Genomic DNA, 26,802 nt, shown 5'->3' on the forward strand with positions numbered 1-26,802 from the left:
ATGAGGGTTGTGCCCCGTCAGTCGTCGTTATGTCCCGTCATCGTCGAACCGGGACGAACGTGTGTTGCGGCCGACTTGAGCACAAGGACTAACGGCCGAGACGTGGTATTTGAGCGTATGCGCGTCACATTCCTCGGTACTGGTAGTGCGATGCCCGTTTCCGGTCGTGCTCAGACCGGACTGCTGCTCGAATCGGACACGCACGCGCTCCTTGTCGACTGCGGGTCGGGCGTGCTGGCTCGACTCGCCGAGACCGAGGTTGGGTACGAAGGCATCTCATCGGTGCTCCTCACACACCTCCATCTCGACCACGTTTCGGACCTCATGCCCCTCGTCAAGGCCCGTTGGCTTGCCGGTGAAGAGTATCTCGAAATCGTCGGGCCGGAGGGGACGAAGGCGCTCGTCGACGGTCTCTTCGACGTACACGACTACCTGAAAGGCCGATTAGAGATTCGGGTCCGCGAGGTCGGTCCCCACGAGTTCGGTATCACCGGATTCGACGTGCTCGGCTACGAAGTCCGCCACTCGATTCCGACGCTCGCGTACCGGTTCACGCACGAAATGGGAGAATCCGACTTCGTCTTCTCCGGCGACACCGAGGCGTTCGACGGACTCGCCGAGTTCGCCGACGGTGCTTCTGTCCTCGTCCACGACTGCTCGTTCCCCGACGACGTGGACGTCTCGAACCACCCGACGCCGAGCAAAGTGGGTGAAACGCTCGCCGGGTACGACATCGACAGGGTCATTCTCACGCACTTGTACCCGCACGCCGACCGCGTCACCGACAACCTCGAAGCGCGAGTCAGTGACCACTTCGACGGCGACGTACAGGTCGCAGAAGACGGGTTAGTCGTCGAATTCTGAACGGTTGTCGCTCTGAGAGCGACCGATACGAAAATCGGGTTTCTTCCGTTATTCCCCGCGAATCACGGTGCCGGGCGACTCGCCAGCGACGAATGCGGAGAGTCCGTCGGGACCGAACACGTGGGCGGGTGCGCCGAGCGCGAGCAACTTGCGAACTTTCGCGGCCATGCCGCCGGTCACGTCCGTCGATTCCGACCCGCCGAGCGCGTCTGCTGCGTCCGCAAACGCGGTGATTTCCGGAATCACCGCTCCGTCGGTATCGAGGACGCCGGGGACGGTCGAACAGAGACCGACGCGGTCGGCGTCGAGACCGGACGCCAGCGAGACCACGAGGTCGTCGCCGCTGACGATGGTTGCACCCTCGCCCGCGTGCGCGATGACATCCCCGTGGAGAACCGGGACGAATCCTTCGGCGAGCATCGTCTCAGTTGCGGCGAGTGAGAGCGACAGCGACCCATCTGTTTCGCGCGCACCAGCCGAGAGTGGGTGAACCGGGAGGGCAGAGACGCCTCGTTCCGCGAGCGCGTCGAGGACGGCGTCGTTCAGGCGCTTCATCGCATCGTGGATGGCACGGACACCGATTTCGTCGTGCGTGCCTGTATCCGAGGAGACGTCGTGGTCGGCGGCGTGGGGGTGCCCGAAGCTTCCGGCGCCGTGGACGACGACGACCTGCCCTGATTCTGCAAGGGTTGCGACGGCGTCTGCAGCAGCGGCAAGACCGTCTTTATCGATCGTCTCGAGTTCGTCTTTGTCGGTGACGACGCTCCCGCCGAGTTTGAGGACGACGAGGCTCACGCCGACCCCTCCGGGGACTGGTCGTCGCCCACATTCGATTCTGCCGATGCTGCCGACGCTGGCGGCTCTTCGACACGAACGCCCTCAGTTGCGAGTTCGGCCCGGAACGCATCCTCACAGCCCGGCGTGAACCGAAGTGCGGTCTGCGTCTCGGGCGTGGGGTCGAGCGCGACGATACAACCGCCGCCGCCCGCACCGGTGAGTTTTGCGCCGTAGGCACCCGCCTCGCGGGCCGCCCAGACCATGGAATCGAGCGAGCGAGAGGAGACGCCGAGGGCTTCGAGCAGGCCGTGGTTGAAGTTCATGAACCGGCCGAGTTCGGAGAGGAGCGCTTCGGAGGGTTCCTCCGGGTCGGCGTCGGCGAGGAGGTCTTCGCCCCGGCGGACGATGTCGCCGATAGTTGAGACGGTGTCGGCGGCGAAGTCGTACTCTTCGCGCAGGGCGCGGACGCCGGAGACGAGCGCGCCGGTGTCGCCTGCGCCGCCGTCGAAGCCGATGACAAACGGGAGTGGAGGCGCGTCGATGGTCCGGCAGTCGTCGCCTTCGACGCGGACGGCCCCACCCATCGCGGAGCAGAACGTATCGGCGCGCGAAGCCTGTCCGTCCTGAACCTCGTGTTCGGCGCGGTAGGCCCGGTCGGCTATCTCTCGGGGGGAGAGTTCGACGCCCAGTTCGCGCGTTGCGGCGTCGATACCGGCGACGACGACGGCCGCGGACGAGCCGAGACCAGCGCCGAGCGGGATGTCGCTTTTGACGGTGATGTCGAATCCAGCGTCGGGCGCGTCGGCGGCGTCACGGGCCTGTGCAACAGCCGCATCGATGTAGCCCATCGCGGCCTCGACGAGCGGTGTGGGAACGTCTACGTCGGGATGGTTGCCGGTCGACCCGCTGTACTCTACCGTGAAGCCGTTGAGACTCAGGTCTTCGGCACGGACGCGGACGTGGTCGTCGTCGCGGGCAGAGACGGAGACGGTCGCTCGTCGCTCGACGGCGCATGGAACCGCCGGTTCGCCGTAGACGACTGCGTGCTCCCCGAACAGATACACCTTGCCGGGAGCGCTCGAAACGGTCATGCTCCGGGCTTTCCACGGGATTCGCTTAAGCGTATCCGACCGGCGTCGTCACTGATGATTAGCTGCTGCCGTATCTTCGGATGAAAAACAGCCGAATCAGGACGGGGTAAGCCGTCGAGTCGTGTTGGGTCTCCGGTCGAGTCAGTGTTACGCGCCGACTTCGACTTCCTCACGTTCGTCGAGTTCGCCGAGTTCGGCCAGTTCGTCGCCGCCGCGGAGGAAGCGAACTGCGGCCGCAACGCCAGCGAGGAGGACGAGACCGAACAGCAGCGCCATCGCGGTGCGGCTCTTCGACCCGCTTTCTTCGCCAGCCTCCTCGGCTTCGGTTTCGTACTCGCCTTCGAGTTCCGCTTCCGCCGCCGTCTCTCCGCCCTTGCTGACGAACGGGGCGCGGTTGGTGGGGCTGAACTCGAAGCCGTCGTGCAGGTGCACCTCGAAGAGGGTAATGTCGGCCATACATTTCAATACGCTCAGAAAACGGATAGTCGTTGCGGCGACGAGTCGACCTGTCGCCAATTGTCCAGCCACCTCCGACACTGAACCACCAGACTGCGGCGAGGATTCGTTGTGTTCTTCACCGGTCCCCCATGAACGAACAGTATGGAAGACGACCGACGCGAATTTCTCGAAGACCTGCTTACCACACCAAGTCCGTCCGGCTACGAGACCGACGGACAGCGCGTGTGGATAGACTACGTCTCCCAGTTTGCAGACGACGTAACCGTCGACGCGTACGGTAACGCTGTCGCGGTTCACGAAGGCTCCGGCGACGGCCCCGAAATCGCCTTTACCGGCCACGCCGACCAGATTGGCTACATCGTCCGCGACATCGACGATGACGGCTTCGTCCGCATCGGTCCCATCGGCGGTGCCGACCGAACCGTCTCGAAGGGCCAGCACGTGACAGTTCACGCCGACGGAGGCGATGTCCACGGCGTCATCGGCCAGACTGCCATCCACCTCCGCGACGTTGGAGAGGAAGAATACGACGACCTCGAAGAGCAGTTCGTCGATATCGGCGCGACGAGCAAGGACGAGGCGAATGACTACGTCGAAGTCGGCGACCCCGTGACGGTCGAAGCACGAGTCCGCGACCTCGCGGGCGACCGCGTCGCAGCCAACGGGATGGACAACCGCGTCGGCACGTGGTCGGCCGCCGAAGGACTTCGCGCTGCCGTCGAGAACGACGTGGACGCGACGGTATACGCCGTCAGCACGGTACAAGAGGAAGTCGGCGTGCAAGGTGCGAAGATGGTCGGCTACGACCTCAATCCCGACGCGGTGGTCGCGGTCGACGTAACGCACGCAACCGACAACCCGGACGTACCGGGCAAGCAGAAAGGACCGGTCGAACTCGCTGAGGGACCGGTTATCTCCCGCGGGAGCGCGAATCACCCGAACGTCGTCGCACTCGCCCGCGACGCGGCTGACGAGGCCGACATCGACGTACAGCTACAGGCCGACGGCATCCGCACGGGTACGGACGCGGACGCTTTCTACACGAGTCGCTCCGGCATTCCCTCCCTCAACATCGGCATCCCGAACCGCTACATGCACACGCCGGTCGAAGTCATCTCGACGACCGACCTCGACGACGTGGCCGCGCTTCTCGGGTCGATAGCGGCGCTCGCTGGCGACGTTGAGTCGTTCGGCGTCGAACTGTAAGCGACCGGCATACGAGCGCGCCCTTCACTGTGCGTAGTTGTCGCATACGGCTCCGGGCGAAAGAAAACCGTTAAAAGTCGCCACACGGTGTTTCCACGTATGGCTGGAACTATCGAAGTACTCGTTCCCGGCGGGAAGGCGAACCCCGGTCCGCCGCTCGGCCCGGAACTCGGCCCGACCCCTGTCGACGTGCAGGCTGTCGTTGGCGAAATCAACGACCAGACCGACGCATTCGACGGCATGGAAGTGCCGGTCACCGTCGAGTACGATGACGACGGCTCGTTCAGCATCGAGGTCGGTGTCCCTCCGACGGCCGCCCTCATCAAGGACGAAGTCGGATTCGAGACTGGCAGCGGCGAACCCCAGAAGAACTTCGTCGCCGACATGTCCGTCGAACAGCTAAAGAAGGTCGCAGAGCAGAAGTCTTCTGACCTGCTCGCGTACGACCTCAAGAACGCCTCGAAGGAAGTCGCAGGGACGTGCGCGTCGCTCGGTGTCACCATCGAGGGCGAGGACGCCCGTACGTTCAAGGAGCGTATCGACGGCGGCGACTTCGACGACCAGTTCGACGACGAGTAATCGTTCCGTCGGGTCGAACCGCCCTTTCCGTCGGGCCGAGTCGACTCGGCCCGCTTTCTTCTCTCCATAAAACCGGACAGTCGAATAGACGTCGCGTTCTCGTCTGGTTGCGTGTGTGGAGGTGGCACGCGAAACACCCGAATTCGGGTGTTTCGGCTCCCGTTCTTCGACGGACTTAAGTTGAGCCTGCTCGTCCTGCCGGACGAGGCAGGCAGTAGCCTGTTTCACTGACCCGTAGGAGCAATCCTGCGTACTACGGAGGTGAATAATGGCAGACACAATAGTTGACGCAGTATCTCGCGCACTCGACGAGGCGCCCGGGCGGAACTTCCGCGAAACGGTCGACCTCGCCGTCAACCTGCGCGATTTAGATCTTAACGACCCGTCGAAGCGTGTTGACGAGAGCATCGTGCTCCCGTCTGGCACCGGCCAGGACACCCAGATTGTGGTGTTCGCGACCGGTGAGACCGCGCTCCGCGCAGAGGATGTCGCCGACGAAGTTCTCGGGCCCGATGAGCTCGAAGACTTCGGCGACGACACCGATGCGGCGAAAGACCTTGCCGACGAGACCGACTTCTTCGTTGCCGAGGCAGCACTGATGCAGGACATCGGTCGCTACCTTGGTACCGTTCTCGGTCCCCGCGGTAAGATGCCGACCCCACTTCAGCCCGACGACGACGTCGTCGAGACAGTGGACCGGATGAAAAACACGGTGCAGCTCCGCTCCCGTGACCGACGCACGTTCCACACGCGCGTTGGTGCGGACGACATGTCTTCTGACGAGATCGCGGAGAACATCGACGTTATCGTCCGTCGTCTCGAAGCGACGCTCGAAAAGGGCCCCCTCAACATTGACTCTATCTTCGTGAAGACGACGATGGGTCCGTCCGTGGAGGTGCCCGCATGAGCGAATCCGGGACTCGACAGACCGAGGTTATTCCGCAGTGGAAGCGTGACGAAGTCGAGGAACTCGTCGACTTCATCGACAGCTACGAATCCGTTGGCGTCGTCGGTGTCGCGGGCATTCCGAGCAAGCAGCTCCAGGCCATGCGCCGCGAGCTGCACGGTTCGGCTGCAGTGCGCATGAGCCGTAACACGCTCGTGAACCGCGCACTCGACGAAGTCAACGATGGCTTCGAGGAACTCAAGGAGTACATCGCCGGACAGGTCGCCCTCATCGGCACGAACGACAACCCGTTCGCCCTGTACAAGGAGCTCGAAGCGTCGAAGACACCCGCTCCCATCAACGCTGGCGAAGTTGCCCCGAACGACATCGTCATCCCCGAGGGTGACACGGGCGTAGACCCGGGTCCGTTCGTCGGCGAACTCCAGCAGGTCGGTGCCTCCGCCCGCATTATGGAAGGCTCGATCAAGGTGACCGAAGACTCCCACGTCCTCGACGAGGGCGAGGAAGTCTCTGAGGAACTCGCCAACGTGCTGGTAGAACTCGGTATCGAACCCAAGGAGGTCGGTCTCGACCTTCGTGGCGTCTTCTCCGAAGGCGTCCTGTTCGAACCCGACGAACTCGCCATCGACGTGGACGAGTACCGTGCCGACATCCAGTCGGCCGTTTCCGCCGCAACGAACCTCTCGGTCAACGCGGTCTACCCGACCGCCCAGACCGCGCCGTCGCTCATCGCGAAGGCGACCAGCGAGGCCAAATCCGTCGGTCTCTTCGCCAACATCGAAAGCCCGGACTTCATGCCGGAGCTTATCACGAAGGCAGACGCCCAGCTTCGGGCGCTCGCCACGAAGATCGACGACGAGGAGGCGCTCCCCGAGGAACTCCGCGGTGTCTCCGCGCCTAGCGCGCCCGCCGCGGACGAAGACGAATCGACTGACGAAGAAGCAGAGGAAGCCGACGAGGCTGAAGCCGACGACACCGACGACGAAGGTGACGACGAAGACGCCGGCGACGCCCTTGGCTCCCTGTTCTAAAACACACAACGAGGAATACAACAATGGAATACGTCTACGCTGCTCTCATCCTGAACGAGACGGACGAAGAGGTCAACGAAGAGAACATCACCGCAGTCCTCGAGGCTGCCGGTGTCGATGTCGAAGAGTCCCGCGCCAAGGCGCTCGTCGCCGCGCTCGAGGACGTTGACATCGAAGAGGCCATCGAGACGGCCGCCGCTGCCCCCGCACCCGCTGCGGGCGGCGCTGCTGGTGGCGAGGTCGAGGCTGCTGAGGCTGACGAAGCCGAAGAAGCCGAAGAAGCCGAAGAAGAGGCCGCTGAAGAAGAAGACGAGGACGAGGAGGCCGACGGTGAAGGTCTCGGCGCCCTCTTCGGCTAACTCTCGCGAGACACACGCCGCACACGCGGCAACGCTCGCTCGATAACTCTGATTTCTTTTGACACCACTCCCCAAGCGACAGCGCTCGCAACGGTTGTAACCGTAGTGTGCACCCTCGCGTCCGTAGCTTCATATCCCAACCCGCGGCTATCTCGGAGCGATGTCGCCCACCGGAACGGTTGGATTCGTCGCGCTGCGCGCCCTCGACCCGACGACCGCCGTCTTCGTCGGCGTCGGTGTTGGCATCCTTCTCGGGACGTGTTCGGGTCTCGTCCCGGGGCTTCACGCGAATGCTTTTGCGCTCGTGCTCGCCAGCGTCGCGGCTGACATACCCGCTCCGCCAGTCGCCGTCGCCGCCGCCGTCCTCGCGGCCTCGACGGTTCACACGTTTCTCGACGTGGTTCCGGCGCTGACGCTCGGCGTCCCTGATGCGGCGCTCGCACCCGGTGCGCTCCCGGCTCACAAACTCGTCCTCGGCGGGCGGGGACGCGAGGCACTCCGTCTCTCAGCGCTTGGAAGCGGTGTCGCGCTCTGTCTCGCCGTCCCTGTGGCAGTTCCCGTCACCGAGGTGCTGGTTCACGGCTATCCGATTATCCGTGACTACCTGTGGGTCGTTCTCGTCGGTGTCGCGGTCGCTCTCATCTGGACCGAACCGACCATCCGGGCGAAACTCACCGCCGGAGTGACTGTTGCCGCCGCGACGGGTCTCGGACTCGCCGTTCTCGACCGCTCTTTCGTCGGACCGCTTCCCGTCGGCGGGGTTTTAGCGCCGTTGTTAGCTGGCCTGTTCGGTGTGCCGGTGCTTCTGGAGGCGCGCCACGGTACCGGAGTCCCTCCACAGGGCGATACGACACTCGCCACGTCTCCGTGGGCCGTTGCGCGGAGTGTTCTCGCGGGCACGGGCGGTGGCGCGTTCGTGGGCTACCTTCCGGGCGTTTCGGCCGGTGTCGCGGGAACACTCGCGCTCGCGGTTCTTCCCGGAAGCGACCCCGACGAATCGGCACGTGCCTACGTTACGGCGACGAGTGCCGCGACAACTGCAACGACCGTCTTCGCACTTTTCGCGCTGGCTGGACTGGGGACGCCGCGAACGGGCGCACTCGTTGCTCTCTCGGCGGCCGACCTGCCGACCGGACTCGGTATCGCGGTCCCAACGACGATTTTCGCGGGCGTCTGCGGTTCGATGTTAGTGCCGATTCTCGGTGACCGCGCGTTGGTGTTCGTCGGTCGACTCGACCAGCGCCGACTCGTCGCCGGAGTCTGTCTCTTTCTCGTCGTTCTCTCGTGGGCGTTTGCGGGCGTGGGTGGTATAGTCGTACTCGGCGTCGCCGCGGGGGTTGGGCACCTCCCGGTAAAATTCGGTTGTCGACGCATCCATCTAATGAGTGTGCTCATGGGGCCGCTTGCACTCGGGTGAGCCATGTCGACTCGGCACACGGTTTTCCCCCGGAAGAACCCGGAAAGACAACGGTTAAAAGTCGTGCGCCGGTTTGTGAGCGTATGAGCGAGTCCGAACAGCGACACGCGCACCAGTGTGTGTCCTGCGGCATCAACATCGCTGGCATGAGCGCCGCGACGTTCAAGTGCCCAGACTGTGGCCAAGAGATTTCGCGTTGTTCCAAGTGCCGTAAGCAGAGCAACCTCTACGAGTGCCCCGACTGCGGGTTCATGGGTCCATAATCATGGGAAAAGTAGCCGCCAAAATCAAGGTCATGCCGAACAGCCCCGAGCTCGACCTCGACGACCTCGAGGACCTGCTCGAAGACTCCCTCCCTGAGGGTGCAAAGATCAAGGGCTTCGAGCGCGACGACGTCGCGTTCGGTCTCGTCGCCCTCCTGCCGACGGTCATCGTCCCCGACGATGCTGGTGGCACTGAAGCTGTCGAGGAAGCATTCATCGAAGTCGACGGCGTCGAAAGCGTCTCCGTCGAGAACGTCGGCCGTATCTGAACTGACGACCGACCCTTTCTCTCACACTCGCCTGCCGAGCAACAGCGTTTTTCTGACCGAGCGTCAGCGATATTCCATCAGTACGACCCCGAAGACGACGCCGACTGTCAAGCCGAGCATCACGCCGAGCGAGAGCGAGTTCGTGAGCACACCGAGAATACCTCCGAGGAGGAATCCGGCGGTGAGCCCGATACCGAACTGCTCTGCGCTGTGACTCGACCCTTCGTGGTCGTCAGAATCGACCATCTTGTGGTCTGTCGACTCGGTCTGCGCCTGCTGCTGTATAGACTCTGCGCTCAACGAGACCGATTCTTGGGACATATGTAATGATTCTTCCCCACACTCAATAACCCTTACTCGCGTTCCCAACTGGCGGCAACAACCGTTAGTGCATGCGAGAGTGCCTGCTGTGGGTGGCACCCACTGAAACGGAAAATCGAGTGTAGAGTGTTAGAACGCCGCGTCGAACGCCTGTTCGAGGTCCGCCTTCATGTCGTCAATGTGCTCGATGCCGACGGAGACGCGGATGAGACCGTCGGTGAGACCGGCTTCGAGGCGTTCTTCGCGGGGGATGGCCGCGTGGGTCATCGCCGCCGGCTGTTCGATGAGGCTCTCGACGCCGCCAAGACTTTCGGCGAGGGTGAACACCTCGGTCTCCTCGACGACGGTCGACGCCTGTTCGAGCGTCCCGTCGAGTTCGAACGAGAGCATACCGCCGAAATCGTCCATCTGTTCGGCCGCGAGTTCGTGTTGCGGGTGGGAGTCGAGTCCGGGATAGTGAACGGTTTCGACCGCGTCGTGGTTGTCGAGCCACGTGGCGAGGTCGCGGGCGTTGTCGCAGTGGCGGTCCATCCGAACCGGGAGCGTCTTCGCCCCGCGGAGGACGAGGAAGCAGTCGAACGGCGACGGCGTCGCACCGACGGAGTTTTGGTAGAAGGCGATTTCCTCGTCGAGTTCTTCGTCGTCGGTGATGAGCGCGCCGCCGACGATGTCGGAGTGGCCGCCGAGATACTTCGTCAAGGAGTGCGAGACGATGTCCGCGCCGAGGTCGAGCGGGCGCTGGAGATACGGCGTCGCGAAGGTGTTGTCGACGGCACAGAGTGCGTCGACCTCGTGTGCGATGTCCGCCAGCGCTTCGATGTCGTTGACGCGCATGAGCGGGTTCGTCGGTGTTTCGACCCACACGAGCGCCGTCTCGTCGCGGACCGCGTCGCGGACCGCGTCGTGGTCGGTCGTCTCGACGAAGTCGAATTCGAGGTCGTACTTCTCGTAGACCTGCGTGAAGATGCGGTGGGTTCCGCCGTACACGTCGTTGCCGGCGACGACGTGGTCGCCCGCTTCGAGCAGGTTGAGCACGGTGTTTATCGCACCCATCCCCGAGGAGAACGCGCGACCGTACGACCCGTTTTCGAGCGCTGCGAGGTTCGATTCGAGGTCAGTTCGCGTCGGGTTCCCCGTTCGGGAGTACTCGTATCCGCGGTGGTCGCCGGGACCGTCCTGTGCGTACGTGGAGTTCGCGTAGATGGGCGTCATGAGCGCCCCGGTCTCTTCGTCGGGTTCCTGACCCGCGTGGATGGCGCGCGTCTCGATGCGTCGCTCGTCTTCAGACATACGAAAACCCCCGTACCCACTCGGGTTAAGTCCGTCCCTCCCGCGCGACCACGCGGGGGCAACACACGCGCGTTCCGTAACGTGCAATTTATAATGACGACGCAAGTATTCGTTCTCACGACTATGCCGAGCTCCAACGGTCCGATGAAGGGGACGCGAGGAAAGCTCTCGAACAAGCCGCGCGAGCGCGGCACTTCGCCGCCGCAGCGCGCTATCGCGGAATTCGAGGAGGGCCAGAAGGTCCACCTCAACCTCGACCCGAGCGTGCGTGATGGTCGGTTCCACCCGCGTTTCAACGGTCTCACCGGTGAGGTCGTCGGAAAGCAGGGCCGCGCGTTCAAGGTCCAGATCAACGACGGCGGCAAAGAGAAGATGGTAATCGCCCGACCTGCTCACCTGCGCGCCCAGCAGTAAGCGATGACCATCTTCAAAGAAAAGCTCGACGAGGAGTATCTAACGACCTCCGAGGTCAAGGAGCTGCTCGCCGAGGTTGAGGCGGAGCGCGCTGCCGACGAAGAGCGTGAGATGCGCTACGAACTGGCTCGTGCAATCGAACACGTCAACCGGTTCGCCCACCTCGACCCCGAGGAATCTCGCGAACTCGTCGAGGAGCTCGCCGAGCTCGAAAAGGTCGACAATCCGACTGCTATCAAAGTCGCAGACCTCCTGCCGCAGTCGCGTGACGAACTGCGTGCGGTGTTCGCCCAACAGCGCTACGCGCTCTCTGGCGACGAACTCGACGAAATTCTGAACATCGTCGCAAAGTACGTCTGACCGCGCGACGGCGCGGCCTACTATTTAAATATCGGCTCACCGTAACTACTGACATGACACGTTCGGAGAGCGGTGACGCCGACGCCACGGCCGAGTACGTTATCGTGCTCGATGTACTCCGCCACGGGCGTCAAGGAGACGGCCAACGGCGATTCGACGCGGAACCTATCGCGTACGCGCTCGGTGAGTCGGACTTCCGTCTCCTCGAGTTGACCCTGGTAGAAGATGCCGACGTGAGTATCGGTGACAGACTTGTCGTGTCACCGACCGCCGACCGTGAAGCAATTCAGTCGGTCGAGGAAGTGTCCTACGATGACCTCTCGAACACCGCAACCGCCGAGGTGGAGTACGTCGTCGAGGATATCGTCGAAGCCAACGAACAACGCTTCACCGACTTCTACAACGATGCACAGCCGATTACCCTGCGACTCCACCAGCTTAATTTACTCCCGGGTATCGGGAAGAAACTCCGGGACAAAATCCTCGAAGAACGCAAGCGTCACGGGCCGTTCGACTCGTTCGAGGACCTCCAAGAGCGCGTCTCCGGACTTCACCATCCGAAAGATGTGATTGTCGAGCGAATCATCGATGAACTGCAGGACAACGACGTGAAGTACAAGACGTTCGTCAGAAACGACGGATAAGCGGAACGGGACTTTTACCCGCTCCCACACGATATCTCTCCCAATGACGAGCGACGGAAGCGAACAGGTTCGTGAGGCCGCGGCACGCGACCCTGACGCCCTCATCCGACGGGCCGGCGTCCGCGGCGACCCGGATCGAGACCAGCACTTTCTCGTCGACGACCGCGTTGTCGACCGAATTCCGACGTACCTCCCTGATGATACCGACCACTCACACGTCCTCGAAATCGGTGGCGGCCCCGGCGTTCTCACCGACCGCCTCCTCGCAGTTGCCGACCGCGTGACGGTCGTCGAACAGGACCGGACGTTCGCCGACCACCTGCGCCGTGAGTTCTCCGATCCGGTCGAAGCCGACCGCCTTACGGTTATCGAAGGCGACGCGCTGGAAGCCGACCTCCCCGAGTTCACGGCGTGTGTCTCGAACCTCCCGTACGGTATCTCCTCGGAGATTTCGTTCCGCCTCCTGCCACGCGGAAAGCCGCTCGTGCTCATGTTCCAAAAGGAGTTCGGCGAGCGGATGGCCGCCGAATCCGGCACGTCCGAATACGGCAGACTCTCGGTAAGCGCCCAGCACTACGGCGATGTCGAAGTCTGCGAAATCGTCCCCCGAGAGGCGTTCGACCCGAAACCGGCGGTTCAAAGCGCAATCGTCCGCGTGACGCCGCGCGACCCGGACTACGAGGTCGACAACGAGGAGTTCTTCTTCGACTTCGTGAAGGCGCTGTTTACCCAGCGTCGCAAAACCATCCGAAACGGCATCCGAAATACGTCGCACATCTCCGGACTCTCCGACCCAGAAGCCGTCGTCGAGGCGGCCGACGAAGACGTACTCCGGAAACGCGCCGGAAACATGGCCCCCGCGGAGTTCGCCGAACTCGCTCAACTCGCCGCGTCCGTCGGCTTATAATCCATGACACTCCCCGCGCTCGATGCGCTTTTGACCCCGCTGTTGCTCCGTTCGACCAGTATCGCCCTCCAGACTAACGGGTTCGTGGACTTCGAAGCGTGGTTCCCCACGTTCGAACTTCGCCTTGCTGCCAGTATCTTCGTCGCCGCCGCCGTCATCGCAATCTGGCGACTCGGCGCTCGTCTCCACGATATGGACGTCGAAGGGGTTTCTTCCCCTGTCTGGCACCTCGGGGTCACAGTGCTTCGCCTCACCGGTGTTGTTTTCGGTGGTACGTTCTTATTCGCGGTCTGGTCGCTTTCGGGCGACATCGGCACGCTCTCCGAGCAGTACAACCTCGGAAAGGAGACGCTCATTCGCGTCAGTCTCTCGGCCGCCTTCCTCGTCGGCGCGTACGTATTGACATCGGTTCTCGGACGGTTTATCAAGGAAATCGCGAGTACGCGCCCCGAGATATCCGACCACCAGCGCGAGATAATCTATCGTCTCGCACAGGTCACGACGTATCTCGTCGCCACCGCTGTCGTTCTCGGTATCTGGGAGGTAAATCTCGGTGGTCTCCTCGTCGGTGCCGGGTTCCTCGGCATCGTCGTCGGTATGGCCGCGAGACAGACGCTCGGCGCGCTCATCGCCGGGTTCGTGCTGATGTTCTCTCGGCCGTTCGAAATCGGCGACTGGGTCGAAGTCGGAAATCACGAGGGTATCGTCACCGAAATCACGGTCGTGAACACGCGAATCCAGACGTTCGACGGGGAGTTCGTGATGATTCCCAACGACGTGGTGAGTTCCGAGAGCCTCGTCAACCGGAGTCGAAAAGGACGACTCCGCCTCGATATCGACGTCGGTGTCGACTACGAAACCGACCTCGACCACGCCGCATCGGTGGCGCAGGCCGCCGTCGAAGAGCTCGACGAGGTGCTGTCGGTGCCGAAACCGCAGGTGGTCGCCAAGCAGTTCGGCGATTCGGCTGTCGTGCTCGGCGTGCGCCCGTGGATCGACCGCCCGAGCGCCCGCCGTCGATGGCGCGCACGAACCGCCGCCATCGGAGCTATCCACGAGGCGTTCGCCGACGAGAATATCACCATCCCGTTCCCGCAGCGCGAACTCTCGGGACGAGAGCAATCAGGGGCGGTTCCTCTCACCGACGGGCCGTCTACGGCAGCGCCAGAGGCCGACGGCGGCGTCGGCAAGACGGAAGACGCCGACGCAGTAGGTGATGACAGATGACCGACCTCGCCGAACGCCGCGGTATGAACACGTCCGTATACCAACCGGCTGAAGACTCCGGACTTCTCGCGCAGGCGGCGCTCGGCCGCGTCAGTGGGCGCGTCCTCGAAGTCGGAACCGGTTCGGGGTGGGTCGCCGCACAACTCGCCGAGAAGACGGACGCCGAGGTTGTCGCAAGCGACCTGAATCCGCACGCATGCAAGCAGGCCGCCGAGCGGTCAGCGTCTCTTCGCGCCGACGGGGACCGCGGCTTCGAGGTTGTCCGCGGGAACCTCGTCGAACCGTTCCGCGACGACTCGTTCGACGCGGTGGCATTCAACCCGCCGTACCTCCCAGAAGACCTCGAAGCGGCCCGAGACGACTGGATGGAAGTCGCACTCACCGGTGGCGAAGACGGCCGCGAAATCATCGACCCCTTCCTCGACACCGTCGGTCGCGTCCTCAAACCGGGCGGTGAGGTGTTCCTTCTCGTAAGTAGCCTCACCGGCTACGACGAGGTGCTCGCCCGCGCCGAGTCGAACGGCTTCGGCCACGAGGTCGTCGTTCAGGAGTCCTACCCCTACGAGACGCTCACAGTTCTCGCACTAAAATAACTGGCGCGCATTTGTCGATACAGGAAATATTATACTCCGTCATTTCTTAGCGGCGAGTGATGACTGAACTCGTCTCGACTACACCGGGATTGTATCCCCTCCCGGATTGGGCGAAGCAAGACCTCTCAGACCTCAAAGGGCACCAGAAACACGACCTCATCTCCGGCGACGAGGGCGCGGACATCGTAAGCGCGTACGAGCGCGCCCGCGAAGAAGTCGTCTCGGAGCAGGTCGACGCCGGTCTCGACCGCGTCGTCGAGGGCCAACTCCGCTGGGACGACATGCTCGCGCATCCGCTGACCGTCCACGAGAACGTCGAGACGGGCGGCATCGTCCGCTACTACGACAACAACAACTTCTACCGCGACCCGCAGGTCCGCGGCGAACTCACCTTCTCCGGTGACGTCGCGGCCGAACTGGACGCGACTGCCGACCTCCTCGGCGACGAGTCGCTACAGGCCGTCCTCCCCGGGCCGTACTCCCTTGCGGACCTCGCGACCGACGAGCACTACGGCGACGACGCCGAGTTCCTCGACGCCGTCGGCGACTTCCTCGCCGGCGAAGTCGACGCCTTCCCGGAACACGAGACGCTGTTCCTCCTCGAACCCTCTCTCGTGTTCTCGCCGCCAGGCGAAGACATCGACGCACAGGTCCCCGAAGCAATCTCCGCCGTCGCCGACGCGACCGATGCAAACGTCGTCGTCCACACTTACTGGGGCGCACTCGAAGAGAAAGTCTACGCGCACCTGATGGACGCCGATGTCGACGCGCTCGGGTTCGACTTCGTCGCTGGCGACCGCGACCAGACGCTCTACAACGTCAACGAGTACGGTACGAAAGACGACATCGCCCTCGGTCTCGTCGACGGCCAGAACACGCTGGTCGAAGACCCCGAGACAGTTCGCGAGCGCGTCGAGTGGACCCTCGACCACGTTCAGAGCCAGACCTTCGACACCGCCTACGTGACCACCAACACCGAACTGTTCTACCTGCCGGAGAACCGCGCCACGGAGAAACTCGCCGCCCTCGCCGCTGCGACCGAGGAGACACAGGAGGTGGAAGCATGAGCCGAAACGTCCAGAACCGCGAGCAGTTCCGCCCCGAGGGCCACGAAAACGAACATTTCCTGCTCACGACGGTCGTCGGGTCGTACCCGAAGCCCAAGTGGCTCAACCGCGCGACCGACCTCGCGGAGGACCCCGATTCGAAGTTCACAGAAGAGCACCTCCACGAGGCGCACGACGACGCGTGCCGGGCTATCGTCGACGAACACGAACGCGCCGGTCTCGACACCGTCGTCGACGGCGAGATGCGCCGCAACGAGATGGTCGAATACTTCGCCCACCGCATCCCGGGCTACGAGTTCAACGGTCCGGTGAAAGTGTGGGGCCACAACTACTTCGACAAGCCCTCGGTCATCGGTGAAGTCGAGTACGACGAACCGTGGCTGGTCGACGAGTTCGAATTCACCCGCAACGCCGCTTCCCGCCCGGTCAAGGTGCCAATTACGGGTCCGTACACCCTCGCCAGTTGGTCGTTCAACGAGCACTACGACTCGGAAGCAGAACTCGCGTACGCGCTTGCCGACCTCGTCAACGAGGAAATCGAGCAACTCGTCGAGGCGGGCGCGACGTATATCCAAATCGACGAACCCGCGCTGGCGACGACGCCAGACGACCACGCCATCGTCGGGGAGTGTCTCGAACGCATCGTCGCGGGCGTCCCCGACGAGGTTCGTATCGGCCTGCACGTCTGTTACGGCGACTACTCGCGTATCTACCCTGAACTCAACGACTACCCAATCGACGAGTTCGACGTGGAACTCTGCAACGGCGGGTACGAGCAGATAGACGTGTTCACCGACCCCGAGTTCGAACCCGACCTTGCACTCGGCGTCGTCGACGTACACACCGCCGAGGTCGAGACGGTCGAAGAAATCAAGGAGAACATCAAACAGGGTCTGAAGGTCGTTCCACCGGAGAGACTCACCGTCTCACCCGACTGCGGCGTGAAACTCCTCCCGCGCGAAGTCGCGTACGAGAAGATGAAGAACATGGTCACGGCCGCTCGCGAAGTCGAAGCCGAACTCGACGCTGGCGAAATCGACCTTACTGCGCCCGTCCCGCAGGCCGACTGAGCGCCACCAGCTCGATTCCTGCGCATCTTTTGTCAGTCTCGGTTTGCTGATTGTCCTCGTTGATAACTGATTTGTCAATAGTTAACAACTGACACAACGTAGTATCGTGTATGAGTTCTGAATCAGTCGCACCGGAGACAGAGAACATCGAACTCTGCCGTCGATACGTCGAAGAGTTCGCGAATACGGGTGACGAAACCGTCGCTGTGGCGGTGCTCCACGAAGATGTACTCACCCACCAGCTAGGTATTGGTGAAGACCGCATGGGTCGAGACGCGCTTGTCGAGCAGATACTCAGTTTCCGCGAGGCAGTCCCAGACTGGCACCTGACGGTCGAAGATGTAACCGCACAGGATGACCGGGTGATGTTCCGCCTGACGGCCCGTGGGACGCCGAAGAAAGCGTGGAGAAACCTCGTTCCGACGGGCCGGTCGTTCGAGGCGGACGCATTCTTCGCGTTCCGTGTTGAAGATGGGCGCATCGTCGAACAGTGGAACCTGGTGAACCTGATGGGAATCTCCCGGCAACTCGGGATGATGCCGCCGACGCCGCGAGCCATCGCAAAGATGATTTCGCACCGTCTCAGGTCCCGGTTCGGGTCAGCGTAGCTGCCCATAGGACAGCCCCGAGCTATCCCGAGAAACAGTCGGAGAACGTCGGGTGCTACCCACCCGCACATTCCGCGCCGAGAGTAGCCCTCTCGTCGAAGAGAGCGCGGACGAGAGGGAGTACGACGTAGCCGCCGCTCCTCTCGGGCAAGAAACTGAAAATCGGTGACGAGAGCTTACTCGTAGAGCCAGGTCTCGTCGATGCGCTCGTAGTCGACCAGTTCTTCTTCGTCGAAGAACAGGGCGATTTCGCGCTCGTTTGCGCCCTCGTCCTCGTGGTCGGAGCCGTGGATGACGTTCCGACCGAGGTCGAGACCGTAGTCACCGCGGATAGTACCGGGGGCGGATGCTGCGGGGTCGGTCTCGCCCATCATACGGCGGACCTGACGCGTCGCGTCCTGACCTTCCCAGACCATCGCGAAGACGGGACCGGACGTGATGAAGTCGACGAGACCCTCGAAGAAGGGCTTGCCCTCGTGTTCGCCGTAGTGCTCGTGGGCGAGTTCCTCGTCGATCTGCATGAACTTCCCGGCGACCATCTTGAGACCGCGGTCCTCGAATCGGGAGACGATGTCTCCGATGAGTCCGCGCTGGACGCCGTCCGGTTTGACCATCACGAAGGTGCGCTCGGCGTCGGACATTTAGTTGTCCTCCTCCGCACGGCCGCTTGCGCGGCGGCCGGCTTCCGTCCACTCAAGGTCGCGAGCCTCGCGACCGAGGAAGTAGTTCTTCTCGGCCTTCGAGTTCTTGAAGTGAAGGATGGTTCCGTCGGTCTTGACGTACATCGTGCCCGTTCCGGGCTCGATCTCTTCACCGCTGTAGTCACACGTGCGCTTCTCGACCATTGTTACTGTCCTCCGATGGAGTCGGCGTCACGCTGGGTCTCGCGGAGCTGGAGAATGTCGCCCTCACGGACGGGACCCAGCACGTTTCGCGTGATGATACGGCCCTTGTTGGAGCCTTCACGGATGCGGCACTTGACCTGCATGGCCTCGCCGTGCATCCCTGTCTTTCCAACGACTTCGATGACTTCAGCAGGCGTCGAGTCGCTGGCTTGTTCGTCCGCGCTCATGGTCGGTTATCGAAGGTCCTCGACCTTAGTCGCGATGTCCTCGACATCGTCGGACGCTTCACCAGCGTCGACGATGGCGGCCGCGGCACTGCCGACTTCGAGGCCGGCGGCGTGGCCGATGTCGTCCTGCGTCTCGACAAAGAGGAACGGAATGCCCTTCTCGTCGGCGAGTTCGGGCAGGTGCATGACGATCTCCTCGGGGGAGACGTCTTCCGCGATGAGAACGAGCTGGGCGTTGCCCCGCTCGATGGACTTGGTCGTTTCGTTGGTTCCTTTCTTCACGATACCAGTATCTCGGGCGACCTCGAGCGCCTCGACGGCGCTGTCAGCGAGGTCGGCCGGTACGTCGAAGTCTACGTAAACAGCCATTGTTGTTCACCTATATCCTGCTCGCGGGCTCGACTCCCTCGCCGGCACACCGGTTGGTCGGTCACAACCGGTAGGCACGAAATCCCTACGGCGAGGAGGTTCATCAACCCCGGACAGGCTGTAACCATTCTTTGCTCCGGCCCCCATAAAAGCGCTTTCAAAATCTCGACGGCGTGCCACGAGTCCGCACGGGACGCGAAAAACGCCGATTTTCACGACTTCGAGTCCGCACACGACTGCCGAACGAAGCGACCGAAGAACGTGAATAGGCTCGCCAGCATAACGGTGATATGACCCGTTCCGGCGACGCTTCTCGCCGACCTGACGCACCCGATATCGAGTCGCTCGCGGCCGCCCGCCGCGACGAGGCGATGGCGGCTAACCAGCGACGACTCCTCGTCTTCACCGGCGACAGGGACGCCGGCATCGACGCCGCCTTTGATGTGGTTCGCGGAACCGACGTCCCCGAGGACGAGGTAACCTTTGTCACGTCCCGTGAGGGCTTTAGATTCGACCGTGTCGAACCCCGGCAGGCCTCGTCGCTTCTTGGGACGACACGAACCGTCGTCGTCCTCGACGCCCACGAGGATTTCTCGCCGAACACGCTCGGTCGCGTCGCCGGTGCTGTCGACGGCGGCGGCCTGCTCGTCCTCCTCACCCCCTCACTCGACGAGTGGGTTTCCCGCCGTGATTCGTTCGACGAGCGCCTCGCCGTCCCGCCGTTTACCGTCGATGACGTGGCCAGTCGCTTCCGCGGCCGATTCGCCTCGATTCTCCGTGACCATCCCGGCGTCGCGCTCGTCGACCTCGACGCCCAAACCGTCGAACGCGATGGGTCGTACAGTCAGGGTATCTCGTTCGATACGCCGGTTCCGTCGGTTCCCCGCGACCGCACCCTTCGATTCCCGCACCGCGCCTACGAGGACTGTCTCACCGCCGACCAGTCAGACGCCCTCGCCGCGCTCGAAGCCCTCAGGAAGTCGGAACAGGCGGTCGTCGTCGAAGCCGACCGGGGCCGCGGGAAATCGAGTGCAGCTGGCCTCGCCGCCGGAAGCCTCGCCGCCGAGGGGCGAGACGTGGTCGTGACCGCACCAAACAAGCGAAACGCCGCCGAGGTGTTCGTCCGGGCCGAACGACTCCTTGCGAAACTCGACAAACTCGTCGCCGGAAGCGCGGACGAGTTCGACCTGTCGACACCCGGTGGTGGACGCGTTCGCTACGTCCCACCGACCGAAGCGGGGGCTGTCGCCGCGACCGCCGAGACCGACGCCCTCATTGTGGACGAAGCGGCCGCGCTCCCCGTTCGACTTCTCGCGTCGTTTCTCGATGCGCCCGCAGTCGCGTTCTGTACGACTGTCCGCGGATACGAGGGTGCAGGTCGCGGTTTCGCCGTCCGGTTCCGTGACCGACTCGACGAGTCTGAGTACGAAGTCACTGACGTACGCCTCGACGACCCGATTCGATACGCTGCTGGTGACCCTGTCGAATCGTGGGCGTTTCGCGCGCTTCTTCTCGACGCCCGTCCGCCTGTCGACCAGTTAGTCGCGGACGCAGCCCCGGAAAACGTCTCGTACTGGACGCTCACGCCAGACGACCTCCTCGCCGACGAACACCTCCTTCGGGAGGCGTTCGGCCTGCTCGTTCTCGCCCACTATCGCACCGAACCGGACGATTTGGCTCGGCTCCTCGACGCGCCGAACCTGACGCTCCGAGCGCTCACCTACGAGGGGAGAATCGTCTCGGTCGCGCTGCTCGCCCGCGAGGGCAATCTGGCTGCCGAGACGCGAACGCACATGTACGACGGCGGGCGCATCCGTGGAAACATGCTCCCCGACGTGTTCACCAGTCAACTCCGCGACGAGGACGCCGGGATTCCTGTCGGCTACCGCGTGATGCGAATCGCCACCCACCACGCGGTTCGTTCGTCCGGACTCGGCTCACGATTGCTCTCTGAGATTCGCGAGGAGTTCGAAGCCGACGCGGACTACCTCGGTGTCGGCTTCGGTGCGACCCCGGAACTCCTCTCGTTCTGGCGTAAGAACGGCTACAGCACGGTTCACCTCTCGACCACCCGAAACGACACCAGCGGCGAGTACTCCGCGCTCATGTTGCACCCGCTCTCGGAGGCCGGCCACGAACTCCACGACCGACACGCCGACTGGTTCCTCCAGCGCGTCGGTGACGTACTCGGAGACGCCCTTTCCGACCTCGATGCCGATGTCGCGCGGGCGGCACTCGCCGCCGTCGACGCCGACTACGAGGCCGCGCTCTCGGACTACGAGTGGCGTGTCGTCGTCGGGGCCTCCTACGGACCGGGGCTCTACACGACCGCTCCCGGTGCATTCCGGAGACTCGCACTCGCACACCTCACGTCACCCGACTGTGCCTCGCTTTCGGCGCGAGCGGAGCGCCTGCTCGTCCGAAAAGTGTTACAAACGCGAGCGTGGTCGGCGGTGGCCGACGAACTCGACTTCCACTCGACTGCGCAAGCGATGCGCGCACTCGGCGACGCCTACGAACCGCTCGTCGACGAGTACGGCGGCGACGTGGCACACGACGAGCGCGAGCGGTATCAGTAACACCTGTCAGATCGCTGCTTCGAGCCGAATCGCCGATACACCGATGGTCGTCGGGGCCGACAGATTTCGCATGGCCGAGTGCAGCGAATCCGACTGCGAGAACGTCGCGGCGGTCAGACTCTACATCCCGTGGGACGCCGACAGAAACGTCTGTACGGCACATGCTCGGACGCTCGCCCAGCAGGATGGCGTCGTCGCCGAACCCCTCGACGGCGCAGCAGAGAATTGGTCGTAGATCCGGTCCGAGACCGGTAGCGCAGCGCGTCCGCTCTCCCAACAAGGTCGATAAAAACCCGGGTTCGGGTTCGATGGCTCCACCTGCGCTTTAGCGGAGCCTGACGGCCATCATCACTTCGTCGACGTACTCGCCGTTGATTTTGTAGTGGTCCTCGCGGACGGCTTCCGTCTCCCAGCCGTGGTCTTCGAGGAACTCGATTGCTCCCTCGTTGGTCGCGGGCACGCTGTTGTACAGTTTCTCGAAGCCGTGTTCGCGGGCCCAGTCGACGCCCCGTTCGAGGAGTTTGCTCCCGATGCCGTGGCCGCGGAACTCCGGTCGCGTTCCGACGGTGAGCACGGCCGTGTGGCTCAGTTTCTCCGCTTCGGGCAGGTCGAGGTGGACCCATCCGGCGAGTTCGTCTTCGACGGTCGCGACGAACACCATCCGGGAACGGACCTCGTTGTGCCGGAGGACGACTTCTTCGTGGTCGAGCACGTCCGCGACGGTCTCTCCCTCGATGTAGCGGCCCTCGTCTGCAACCTCGTGAATAGCGTCGACAAGGCTTTCGAGGTCGACATCCTGTGCCATCCGAATCGTTACGTCGAGGTCGTCGAGTTCGAACGTCTCCTCTTCACCCGGCGCGTAGGCGACCTCGACGTGCTTTCCGACCTTTCGGATGTAGCCGTCGCGCCGCAGAATCGTCAGGTGAGTTCCGAGCGCTACCGGTTCGAAATTGAGCGCTCGCCGAACCTCGTCCTCCCGAACGGTTCCGTGGCTTTCGATGTATTCGTAGATATCTTTCCGGTCTTTGTGTCCGAAGTTGAGACTATCTGTTACTTCCATGGTACACAATCACACTCATGGTTAATAATTGTTGTTCGTGATAGTTTTGACGAATTGTCGGTTTTTTCACAATAGTCTCTGGAACACCGGCGGTTTCCTCGTCGGATGGCGGGTACCAGATGTCACCTTTCACCGCCGCGCCGGAACACACGTCAGCAACTGCGCCGTATCGCGGACGTTGTGCGTCTTGAGAAGCACCTCGGCGGCCTCTCGAATCGTGAAGTCGGCGTCGAGGTCGACCTCGTAGCACCGGGCGTACAGCGTGAGCCAATCGTTGAGTGTTCGGTGAAGTAACTGAAACTCCGTCTCGGTGAACTCGACCATTCGCCCGCCGGTTCGCGCTTCGATGTACAACGAGACGACCGGGCCGACGCCGTCGCGGGCGCATTCGAGGGCACGCTCGTCGGCCGTCGATTCGTCCGGTGGGTCGAACGTCTCTCTCGCCTGCCGCGCCTCGGCCGCGAGGTCCCTGACGCGCTCGCCGAACCGGACGTGCTCCGGGTTGCGGTCGGTGTCTGCCGTGGGCTTCGATGCAGTGTCTCCAGCCACCGACTCACCCCCACTTGAACTCGACGCCCTTGTCGCCGCGTGGGTGTTCCCACTCGGTTTCGGCGACAACGGCGCAGGTTCCGCACTCGACACAGGGTTGTGTGTCGAGACTGACGACGCGCTCCTCTGAGCCGTTCGTCCGGACGAGTTCCTCGCGGTAGCACCCGCCGCCGAAGTCGACCGCCGAAACCGGACAGGCCGCGACGGCGGCCCCACTTGCCTCGTAGGAGTTGTCGAGGAGCGTGATGTGCGGTGACCCGATATCGGTGTCGTACGTCAGGTCGCCGATGCGCGCTTCGAGACTCGGCGGCGTCACCGTATTCTCCTCACGCACACGCGTCCCGAGTTCTTCCGCGATAACCGTCGGGAGCGTGACGTAGGGCGTCTGCGTGTCGGGTATCATCGACGACAGCATCGGAACGTTGTAGAACCGTTCGAGTTGGCCGGAGAGGGCGCGAATCCCGGCGCGTCCGACGGCCGACGTGAGGACGGAATCGACCATGTCGGCCACACTGTCGTCTTCGGCGACGCCGCGGAACAGTTCGTACCCGCGAGGCCGGAGCTTCTTCATCACGCCCTCGCTTCGGAGTTTGCGGGCGTATCGCGTCCCCGCTTTCTCCGGTTCGTTACGGGACTTCGCCTGCGCGTACGCCTCGGCCGCGAGCGCCCCCGCGGTGACAGCGTGGTTCATCCCCTTGATGATGGGACCCTGTGCCTGCATCTGGCCGGCCGCATCGCCGACGAGGAGGAGGCGGCCGAAGTGTGGTTCTCGGAGTGCGACTTTCTTCGAGTCGGGGACGAGTTTGGCGCTGTACTCCAGTTCTGTGTAGTCGTCGCCGAGCCACTGTGCGAGAAGTGGATGCGTCAAAAGCGCATCGAGGAGTTCGTGCGGTTCGGCCTGTTCGGCGACGAGGCTGTCGAGGTGGAAGACGGTCCCGAGCGACAGCGTATCGCGGTTGGTGTAGAGGAATCCGCCGCCGCGGACGCCCTCGAACAGGTCGCCGGAGAACAGGTGTGCGACCCCTTCGTCCGCACCGACGTCGAATCGCTCGGCGATAACGTCGTTCGGCATGTCGACGACGGCTTTCACGCCTTGGAACCACTCTTCGGGTTCTTCCCAGTCCATCAAGCCCGCGTCGCGGGCGAGTTCGGAGTTCACCCCGTCGGCGGCGACGATGATATCGGCCGTTATCGGGTCGAGTTCGTCGGTCGTCACGCCGACAATCTTCCCTTCCTCGCGAAGGAGTCCAGTGACGTGGACGCCGGTCAAGAGTCCACCGCCGGCTTCGCGCGTCCGCTCGTGGACGCGGTCTTCAAGCCACGAATCCATCTTTCGACGGAGGACGGAGTCGGACCACTCGGTGTCGTGTTCGTGGAGTTTGGTCAGGTCGAACGACTCCACCTTGTCGCCGGCGATGTTGTGGATGCGGTACTTCGTGATAGGCCGCTCCGACGCCTCTTCGCGGAAGTCGGGAAAGAGGTCGTCGATGGTGTAGGGTGCGGACTCCTCGGCGTAGATAAGTCCGCCCGAGACGTTCTTCGACCCGGCTTCGACGCCGCGTTCGAGAACGAGCGTCTCGATTCCGTAGTTAGCGAACGTTGCGGCCGCGGCCGCCCCGCCGGGACCAGCCCCGACGACGATTGCTTCGTAGTGTTCGTGTTCAGTCATTGGGTGTCTCCTCGTTCGTCCGCAACCTCGCTGTCGGACGGAACGCCCGACGTGCTCTCATCTGTGGCGAGACCGCCATCGGGCGAAACGTCCGATGTACTCTCACCTTCGGTGAGGCCGCCATCGCGGGCGACCGCCGCCTCGAACTGTCCTTCTTTCAGTGCCGCCGTCAGTTCTGGGAGCACCTCGAACAGGTCTCCCTCGATGAAGTAGTCGGAGAAGTCGCGGATGCGGGCGTCCGGGTCCGTGTTGATGGCGATAATCGTATCCGACTCGTCCATCCCGACCTTGTGCTGAACTGCGCCGGAGATTCCCGCCGCGATGTAGAGTTTGGGCGCGACGACCTGTCCGGTCTCGCCGATTTGTCGCTCTTCGTGGGTGTACTGCTCGACGTGACCGTCGAACTGGAACGACCCCGTGACGATACCGCGAGTGACGCCGATTTCCGAGCCCTCGAATTGGTCTGCGAGTTCCAACGCGAGTTCGATACCCTTCGTCGGGTCGTCGCCGATGCCGCGACCGACCGCGACGATGACCTCGTGGCCCGTCAGGTCGATACCTTCGTCCAACTGGTCGTACTCGGTCACGGTAATGCGGAACCAGTCGTCGTCGAGCGGCGCGTCGTGGTCGACGACGAGTCCTTCACGGAACGGGTCCGGCTCCGGAACGTCGAAGCTCCCCGGAATGACAGACGCGCCCTGCGGGTGGAACTCCCGCGCCGGATTGTCGATACAGAGAATCGTCGAATACTCGAAGCCCGAGAAGTCGGGACGCTTCATATGCAGCACACGCTCGAACTCCTTTTTCTCGCCGGCGACGCCGGTCTTGACGGGATTCGAGATGACCTCTTTCGTGATGTAGAGACCGGAACAGTCGCTGGCGAGTCCCGAGTCGAGTTCGGCCTGCACGAGCGCCGAGAGGTCGCGGCCGTTGTTCGTCGCCGGGAAGAGCACGTACCGCGGCTTGTCGTAGTCGCGCCACTCCTCGTCGCGGCCGCCGTGAACCTCGCCGTTTTCGTGGGTTGCGCCCGCGCGAGCCATATCGCAGAAGATTTCGGTGAACGGTTTGTGCTGGAAGCGGTCGAGACGGTCGTCCTCGCGGGCGACGACCACGTCAGCGCCGTAGGCGATTACGTCGTCGACGTGCTTCGACACGTCCGACCCGATGAGGACGGCGACGACTCGCTCGTCCTCCTCGTAGTCGTCGTTGTAGGTGTCCATCAACTCGCGGGCCTTCCCGAGCATCTCCTTCGACACGTCGATGAGTTCGCCCGCCTGCGTCTCGCAGTAGACCCACATATCACGGTAGGTCCCGTCGCTGAGCGAGCGAACGTGTCGCTTGTCGCGGGTGGGATGGTCGAGGTCCGGATGCCGTTCCTCGGGAGGTCGTTCGTCGATTTCGACTTCAGCGGCTTCTTCGTCGCTGCCCTGCACGGAGTCGATGCGATTTCGGATGAGTCGCTTCACGGGGTCGCGGTCCTCGCTAGCCTCCTCGCGTTCGAGCAGTGATTCGAGGTCCGAAACCTCGTCGACGCTCTGGAGGGCATTTCCGACCTCCGCGGTGCTCATGGACGCGAGGTCGAGTCCCTCGGCGTCGGCCGGTTCCTCCTCGTCTTCGGAGAACTTCTCGATGCGACTCTCGATGAGTGCGATGGCTCCGGCGCGGTTCTCCCCGCGATGTTCGGCCTGGAGAATCTCCTCTAACTCGCCGAGGTCTTCGATATCCTTGATTGCCGGGCCGAGTTCCGAAATCTCGTAGTCTCCCGGGTCGAAGTCGGTCAT

At 63.1% G+C, this 26,802-nt stretch carries 33 protein-coding genes; 20 read left to right on the forward strand and 13 right to left on the reverse strand.

Features of this window, described 5'->3' with window-relative positions:
• Positions 1-117: 117 nt before the first annotated feature.
• A complete protein-coding gene (locus HFX_RS09670) occupies positions 118-864 on the forward strand; it encodes an MBL fold metallo-hydrolase (RefSeq protein WP_004060252.1) in 747 nt (248 codons plus the stop codon).
• A 48-nt stretch (positions 865-912) separates the two neighbouring features.
• On the opposite strand, the gene HFX_RS09675 is transcribed toward HFX_RS09670, so the two are convergent.
• The 3 genes from HFX_RS09675 to HFX_RS09685 form a co-directional block, all read right to left on the reverse strand.
• The gene (locus HFX_RS09675; protein ID WP_004060251.1) at positions 913-1,659 is read right to left on the reverse strand and encodes an isopentenyl phosphate kinase; all 747 of its coding nucleotides are present in this window, start codon (positions 1,657-1,659) and stop codon (positions 913-915) included.
• Complete coding sequence (mvk, locus tag HFX_RS09680) at positions 1,656-2,732, reverse strand: mevalonate kinase (protein ID WP_004060250.1); 1,077 nt, start codon at positions 2,730-2,732, stop codon at positions 1,656-1,658. The genes HFX_RS09675 and mvk overlap by 4 nt, the downstream gene beginning before the upstream one ends.
• A 147-nt stretch (positions 2,733-2,879) precedes the next feature.
• Positions 2,880-3,188, reverse strand: coding sequence for a hypothetical protein (locus HFX_RS09685; protein ID WP_004060249.1), 309 nt, complete (start codon positions 3,186-3,188; stop codon positions 2,880-2,882).
• A gap of 144 nt (positions 3,189-3,332) precedes the next feature.
• Between HFX_RS09685 and HFX_RS09690 the strand changes: the two genes are divergently transcribed.
• The 8 genes from HFX_RS09690 (at position 3,333) to HFX_RS09720 (ending at position 9,222) form a co-directional block, all read left to right on the forward strand.
• Entirely contained in the window at positions 3,333-4,397 is a 1,065-nt protein-coding gene (locus HFX_RS09690; protein ID WP_004060248.1) for a M20/M25/M40 family metallo-hydrolase, read from the forward strand.
• Between the two features lie 99 nt (positions 4,398-4,496).
• On the forward strand, positions 4,497-4,976 hold the full coding sequence (locus tag HFX_RS09695) for a 50S ribosomal protein L11 (protein ID WP_004060247.1): 480 nt from the start codon (positions 4,497-4,499) through the stop codon (positions 4,974-4,976).
• 268 nt (positions 4,977-5,244) lie between these two features.
• Positions 5,245-5,883, forward strand: coding sequence for a 50S ribosomal protein L1 (locus HFX_RS09700; RefSeq protein WP_004060246.1), 639 nt, complete (start codon positions 5,245-5,247; stop codon positions 5,881-5,883).
• Complete coding sequence (locus tag HFX_RS09705; protein ID WP_004060245.1) at positions 5,880-6,914, forward strand: 50S ribosomal protein L10; 1,035 nt, start codon at positions 5,880-5,882, stop codon at positions 6,912-6,914. Before HFX_RS09700 ends, HFX_RS09705 begins: the two co-directional genes overlap by 4 nt.
• A gap of 23 nt (positions 6,915-6,937) precedes the next feature.
• Positions 6,938-7,273 (forward strand): 50S ribosomal protein P1, encoded by a 336-nt coding sequence (gene rpl12p, locus HFX_RS09710; protein WP_004060244.1) that lies wholly within the window; start codon positions 6,938-6,940, stop codon positions 7,271-7,273.
• Between the two features lie 160 nt (positions 7,274-7,433).
• Complete coding sequence (locus HFX_RS09715) at positions 7,434-8,690, forward strand: tripartite tricarboxylate transporter permease (RefSeq protein ID WP_004060243.1); 1,257 nt, start codon at positions 7,434-7,436, stop codon at positions 8,688-8,690.
• 83 nt (positions 8,691-8,773) lie between these two features.
• The gene (locus tag HFX_RS19145) at positions 8,774-8,953 is read left to right on the forward strand and encodes an HVO_2753 family zinc finger protein (RefSeq protein ID WP_004042997.1); all 180 of its coding nucleotides are present in this window, start codon (positions 8,774-8,776) and stop codon (positions 8,951-8,953) included.
• Between the two features lie 2 nt (positions 8,954-8,955).
• Positions 8,956-9,222 (forward strand): elongation factor 1-beta, encoded by a 267-nt coding sequence (locus HFX_RS09720; RefSeq protein WP_004060242.1) that lies wholly within the window; start codon positions 8,956-8,958, stop codon positions 9,220-9,222.
• Positions 9,223-9,285: 63 nt separating this feature from the next.
• Here the strand turns inward: HFX_RS09720 and HFX_RS09725 are convergent, their stop codons facing one another.
• On the reverse strand, positions 9,286-9,543 hold the full coding sequence (locus HFX_RS09725) for a hypothetical protein (RefSeq protein ID WP_004060241.1): 258 nt from the start codon (positions 9,541-9,543) through the stop codon (positions 9,286-9,288).
• 129 nt (positions 9,544-9,672) lie between these two features.
• Positions 9,673-10,833 (reverse strand): cystathionine gamma-synthase, encoded by a 1,161-nt coding sequence (locus HFX_RS09730; protein WP_004060240.1) that lies wholly within the window; start codon positions 10,831-10,833, stop codon positions 9,673-9,675.
• A gap of 123 nt (positions 10,834-10,956) precedes the next feature.
• Here HFX_RS09730 and HFX_RS09735 point away from each other — a divergent pair, with 123 nt between their 5' ends.
• From HFX_RS09735 to HFX_RS09775, 9 genes are all read left to right on the forward strand, one after another.
• Positions 10,957-11,247, forward strand: a complete 291-nt coding sequence (locus HFX_RS09735) for a 50S ribosomal protein L21e (RefSeq protein ID WP_004060239.1) — start codon at positions 10,957-10,959, stop codon at positions 11,245-11,247.
• A 3-nt stretch (positions 11,248-11,250) separates the two neighbouring features.
• Positions 11,251-11,607 carry an RNA polymerase Rpb4 family protein gene (locus HFX_RS09740; RefSeq protein WP_004060238.1) on the forward strand — a complete coding sequence of 119 codons (357 nt, stop codon included), beginning with the start codon at positions 11,251-11,253 and terminating at the stop codon, positions 11,605-11,607.
• 53 nt (positions 11,608-11,660) lie between these two features.
• Positions 11,661-12,251, forward strand: coding sequence for a DUF655 domain-containing protein (locus HFX_RS09745; protein ID WP_004060237.1), 591 nt, complete (start codon positions 11,661-11,663; stop codon positions 12,249-12,251).
• Between the two features lie 43 nt (positions 12,252-12,294).
• A complete protein-coding gene (locus HFX_RS09750) occupies positions 12,295-13,158 on the forward strand; it encodes a 16S ribosomal RNA methyltransferase A (RefSeq protein WP_004060236.1) in 864 nt (287 codons plus the stop codon).
• Positions 13,159-13,161: 3 nt separating this feature from the next.
• Positions 13,162-14,385 (forward strand): mechanosensitive ion channel family protein, encoded by a 1,224-nt coding sequence (locus HFX_RS09755; protein ID WP_004060235.1) that lies wholly within the window; start codon positions 13,162-13,164, stop codon positions 14,383-14,385.
• Positions 14,382-14,978 (forward strand): HemK2/MTQ2 family protein methyltransferase, encoded by a 597-nt coding sequence (locus HFX_RS09760; protein ID WP_004060234.1) that lies wholly within the window; start codon positions 14,382-14,384, stop codon positions 14,976-14,978. Before HFX_RS09755 ends, HFX_RS09760 begins: the two co-directional genes overlap by 4 nt.
• 59 nt (positions 14,979-15,037) lie before the next feature.
• Positions 15,038-16,045 (forward strand): 5-methyltetrahydropteroyltriglutamate--homocysteine S-methyltransferase, encoded by a 1,008-nt coding sequence (locus tag HFX_RS09765; protein WP_004060233.1) that lies wholly within the window; start codon positions 15,038-15,040, stop codon positions 16,043-16,045.
• A complete protein-coding gene (locus tag HFX_RS09770; RefSeq protein WP_004060232.1) occupies positions 16,042-17,115 on the forward strand; it encodes a methionine synthase in 1,074 nt (357 codons plus the stop codon). Before HFX_RS09765 ends, HFX_RS09770 begins: the two co-directional genes overlap by 4 nt.
• A gap of 110 nt (positions 17,116-17,225) precedes the next feature.
• On the forward strand, positions 17,226-17,723 hold the full coding sequence (locus HFX_RS09775; protein ID WP_004060231.1) for an ester cyclase: 498 nt from the start codon (positions 17,226-17,228) through the stop codon (positions 17,721-17,723).
• Between the two features lie 176 nt (positions 17,724-17,899).
• Here the strand turns inward: HFX_RS09775 and ndk are convergent, their stop codons facing one another.
• Genes ndk through rpl7ae form a run of 4 tightly spaced genes read right to left on the reverse strand, consistent with a single transcriptional unit; the run spans position 17,900 to position 19,164 of the window.
• On the reverse strand, positions 17,900-18,364 hold the full coding sequence (gene ndk / locus HFX_RS09780; RefSeq protein WP_004060230.1) for a nucleoside-diphosphate kinase: 465 nt from the start codon (positions 18,362-18,364) through the stop codon (positions 17,900-17,902).
• Positions 18,365-18,568 carry a 50S ribosomal protein L24e gene (locus tag HFX_RS09785; protein WP_004060229.1) on the reverse strand — a complete coding sequence of 68 codons (204 nt, stop codon included), beginning with the start codon at positions 18,566-18,568 and terminating at the stop codon, positions 18,365-18,367.
• Positions 18,569-18,570: 2 nt separating this feature from the next.
• Positions 18,571-18,795, reverse strand: coding sequence for a 30S ribosomal protein S28e (locus tag HFX_RS09790; protein WP_004060228.1), 225 nt, complete (start codon positions 18,793-18,795; stop codon positions 18,571-18,573).
• Positions 18,796-18,801: 6 nt separating this feature from the next.
• Positions 18,802-19,164, reverse strand: coding sequence for a 50S ribosomal protein L7Ae (gene rpl7ae / locus HFX_RS09795; RefSeq protein WP_004060227.1), 363 nt, complete (start codon positions 19,162-19,164; stop codon positions 18,802-18,804).
• 290 nt (positions 19,165-19,454) lie between these two features.
• On the opposite strand from rpl7ae, the gene tmcA reads away from it, so the two are divergent.
• Both tmcA and HFX_RS09805 read left to right on the forward strand, forming a co-directional pair.
• The gene (tmcA, locus tag HFX_RS09800) at positions 19,455-21,743 is read left to right on the forward strand and encodes a tRNA(Met) cytidine acetyltransferase TmcA (protein WP_004060226.1); all 2,289 of its coding nucleotides are present in this window, start codon (positions 19,455-19,457) and stop codon (positions 21,741-21,743) included.
• 70 nt (positions 21,744-21,813) lie between these two features.
• Positions 21,814-21,978: a hypothetical protein gene (locus HFX_RS09805; protein WP_169330960.1), complete on the forward strand. Its 165-nt coding sequence runs from the start codon at positions 21,814-21,816 to the stop codon at positions 21,976-21,978.
• 90 nt (positions 21,979-22,068) lie between these two features.
• Here HFX_RS09805 and HFX_RS09810 read toward each other — a convergent pair whose 3' ends face one another.
• The 4 genes from HFX_RS09810 to HFX_RS09825 form a co-directional block, all read right to left on the reverse strand.
• Entirely contained in the window at positions 22,069-22,803 is a 735-nt protein-coding gene (locus HFX_RS09810) for a GNAT family N-acetyltransferase (RefSeq protein ID WP_004060224.1), read from the reverse strand.
• 129 nt (positions 22,804-22,932) lie between these two features.
• Positions 22,933-23,352, reverse strand: a complete 420-nt coding sequence (locus tag HFX_RS09815) for a hypothetical protein (protein ID WP_004060223.1) — start codon at positions 23,350-23,352, stop codon at positions 22,933-22,935.
• Positions 23,353-23,356: 4 nt separating this feature from the next.
• A complete protein-coding gene (locus HFX_RS09820; protein WP_004060222.1) occupies positions 23,357-25,021 on the reverse strand; it encodes an FAD-dependent monooxygenase in 1,665 nt (554 codons plus the stop codon).
• Positions 25,018-26,802: an electron transfer flavoprotein subunit alpha/FixB family protein gene (locus HFX_RS09825; protein WP_004060221.1), complete on the reverse strand. Its 1,785-nt coding sequence runs from the start codon at positions 26,800-26,802 to the stop codon at positions 25,018-25,020. The genes HFX_RS09820 and HFX_RS09825 overlap by 4 nt, the downstream gene beginning before the upstream one ends.

Origin of the sequence: Haloferax mediterranei ATCC 33500, from assembly GCF_000306765.2 — an archaeon.
GTDB classification, from domain to species: Archaea; Halobacteriota; Halobacteria; order Halobacteriales; family Haloferacaceae; genus Haloferax; species Haloferax mediterranei.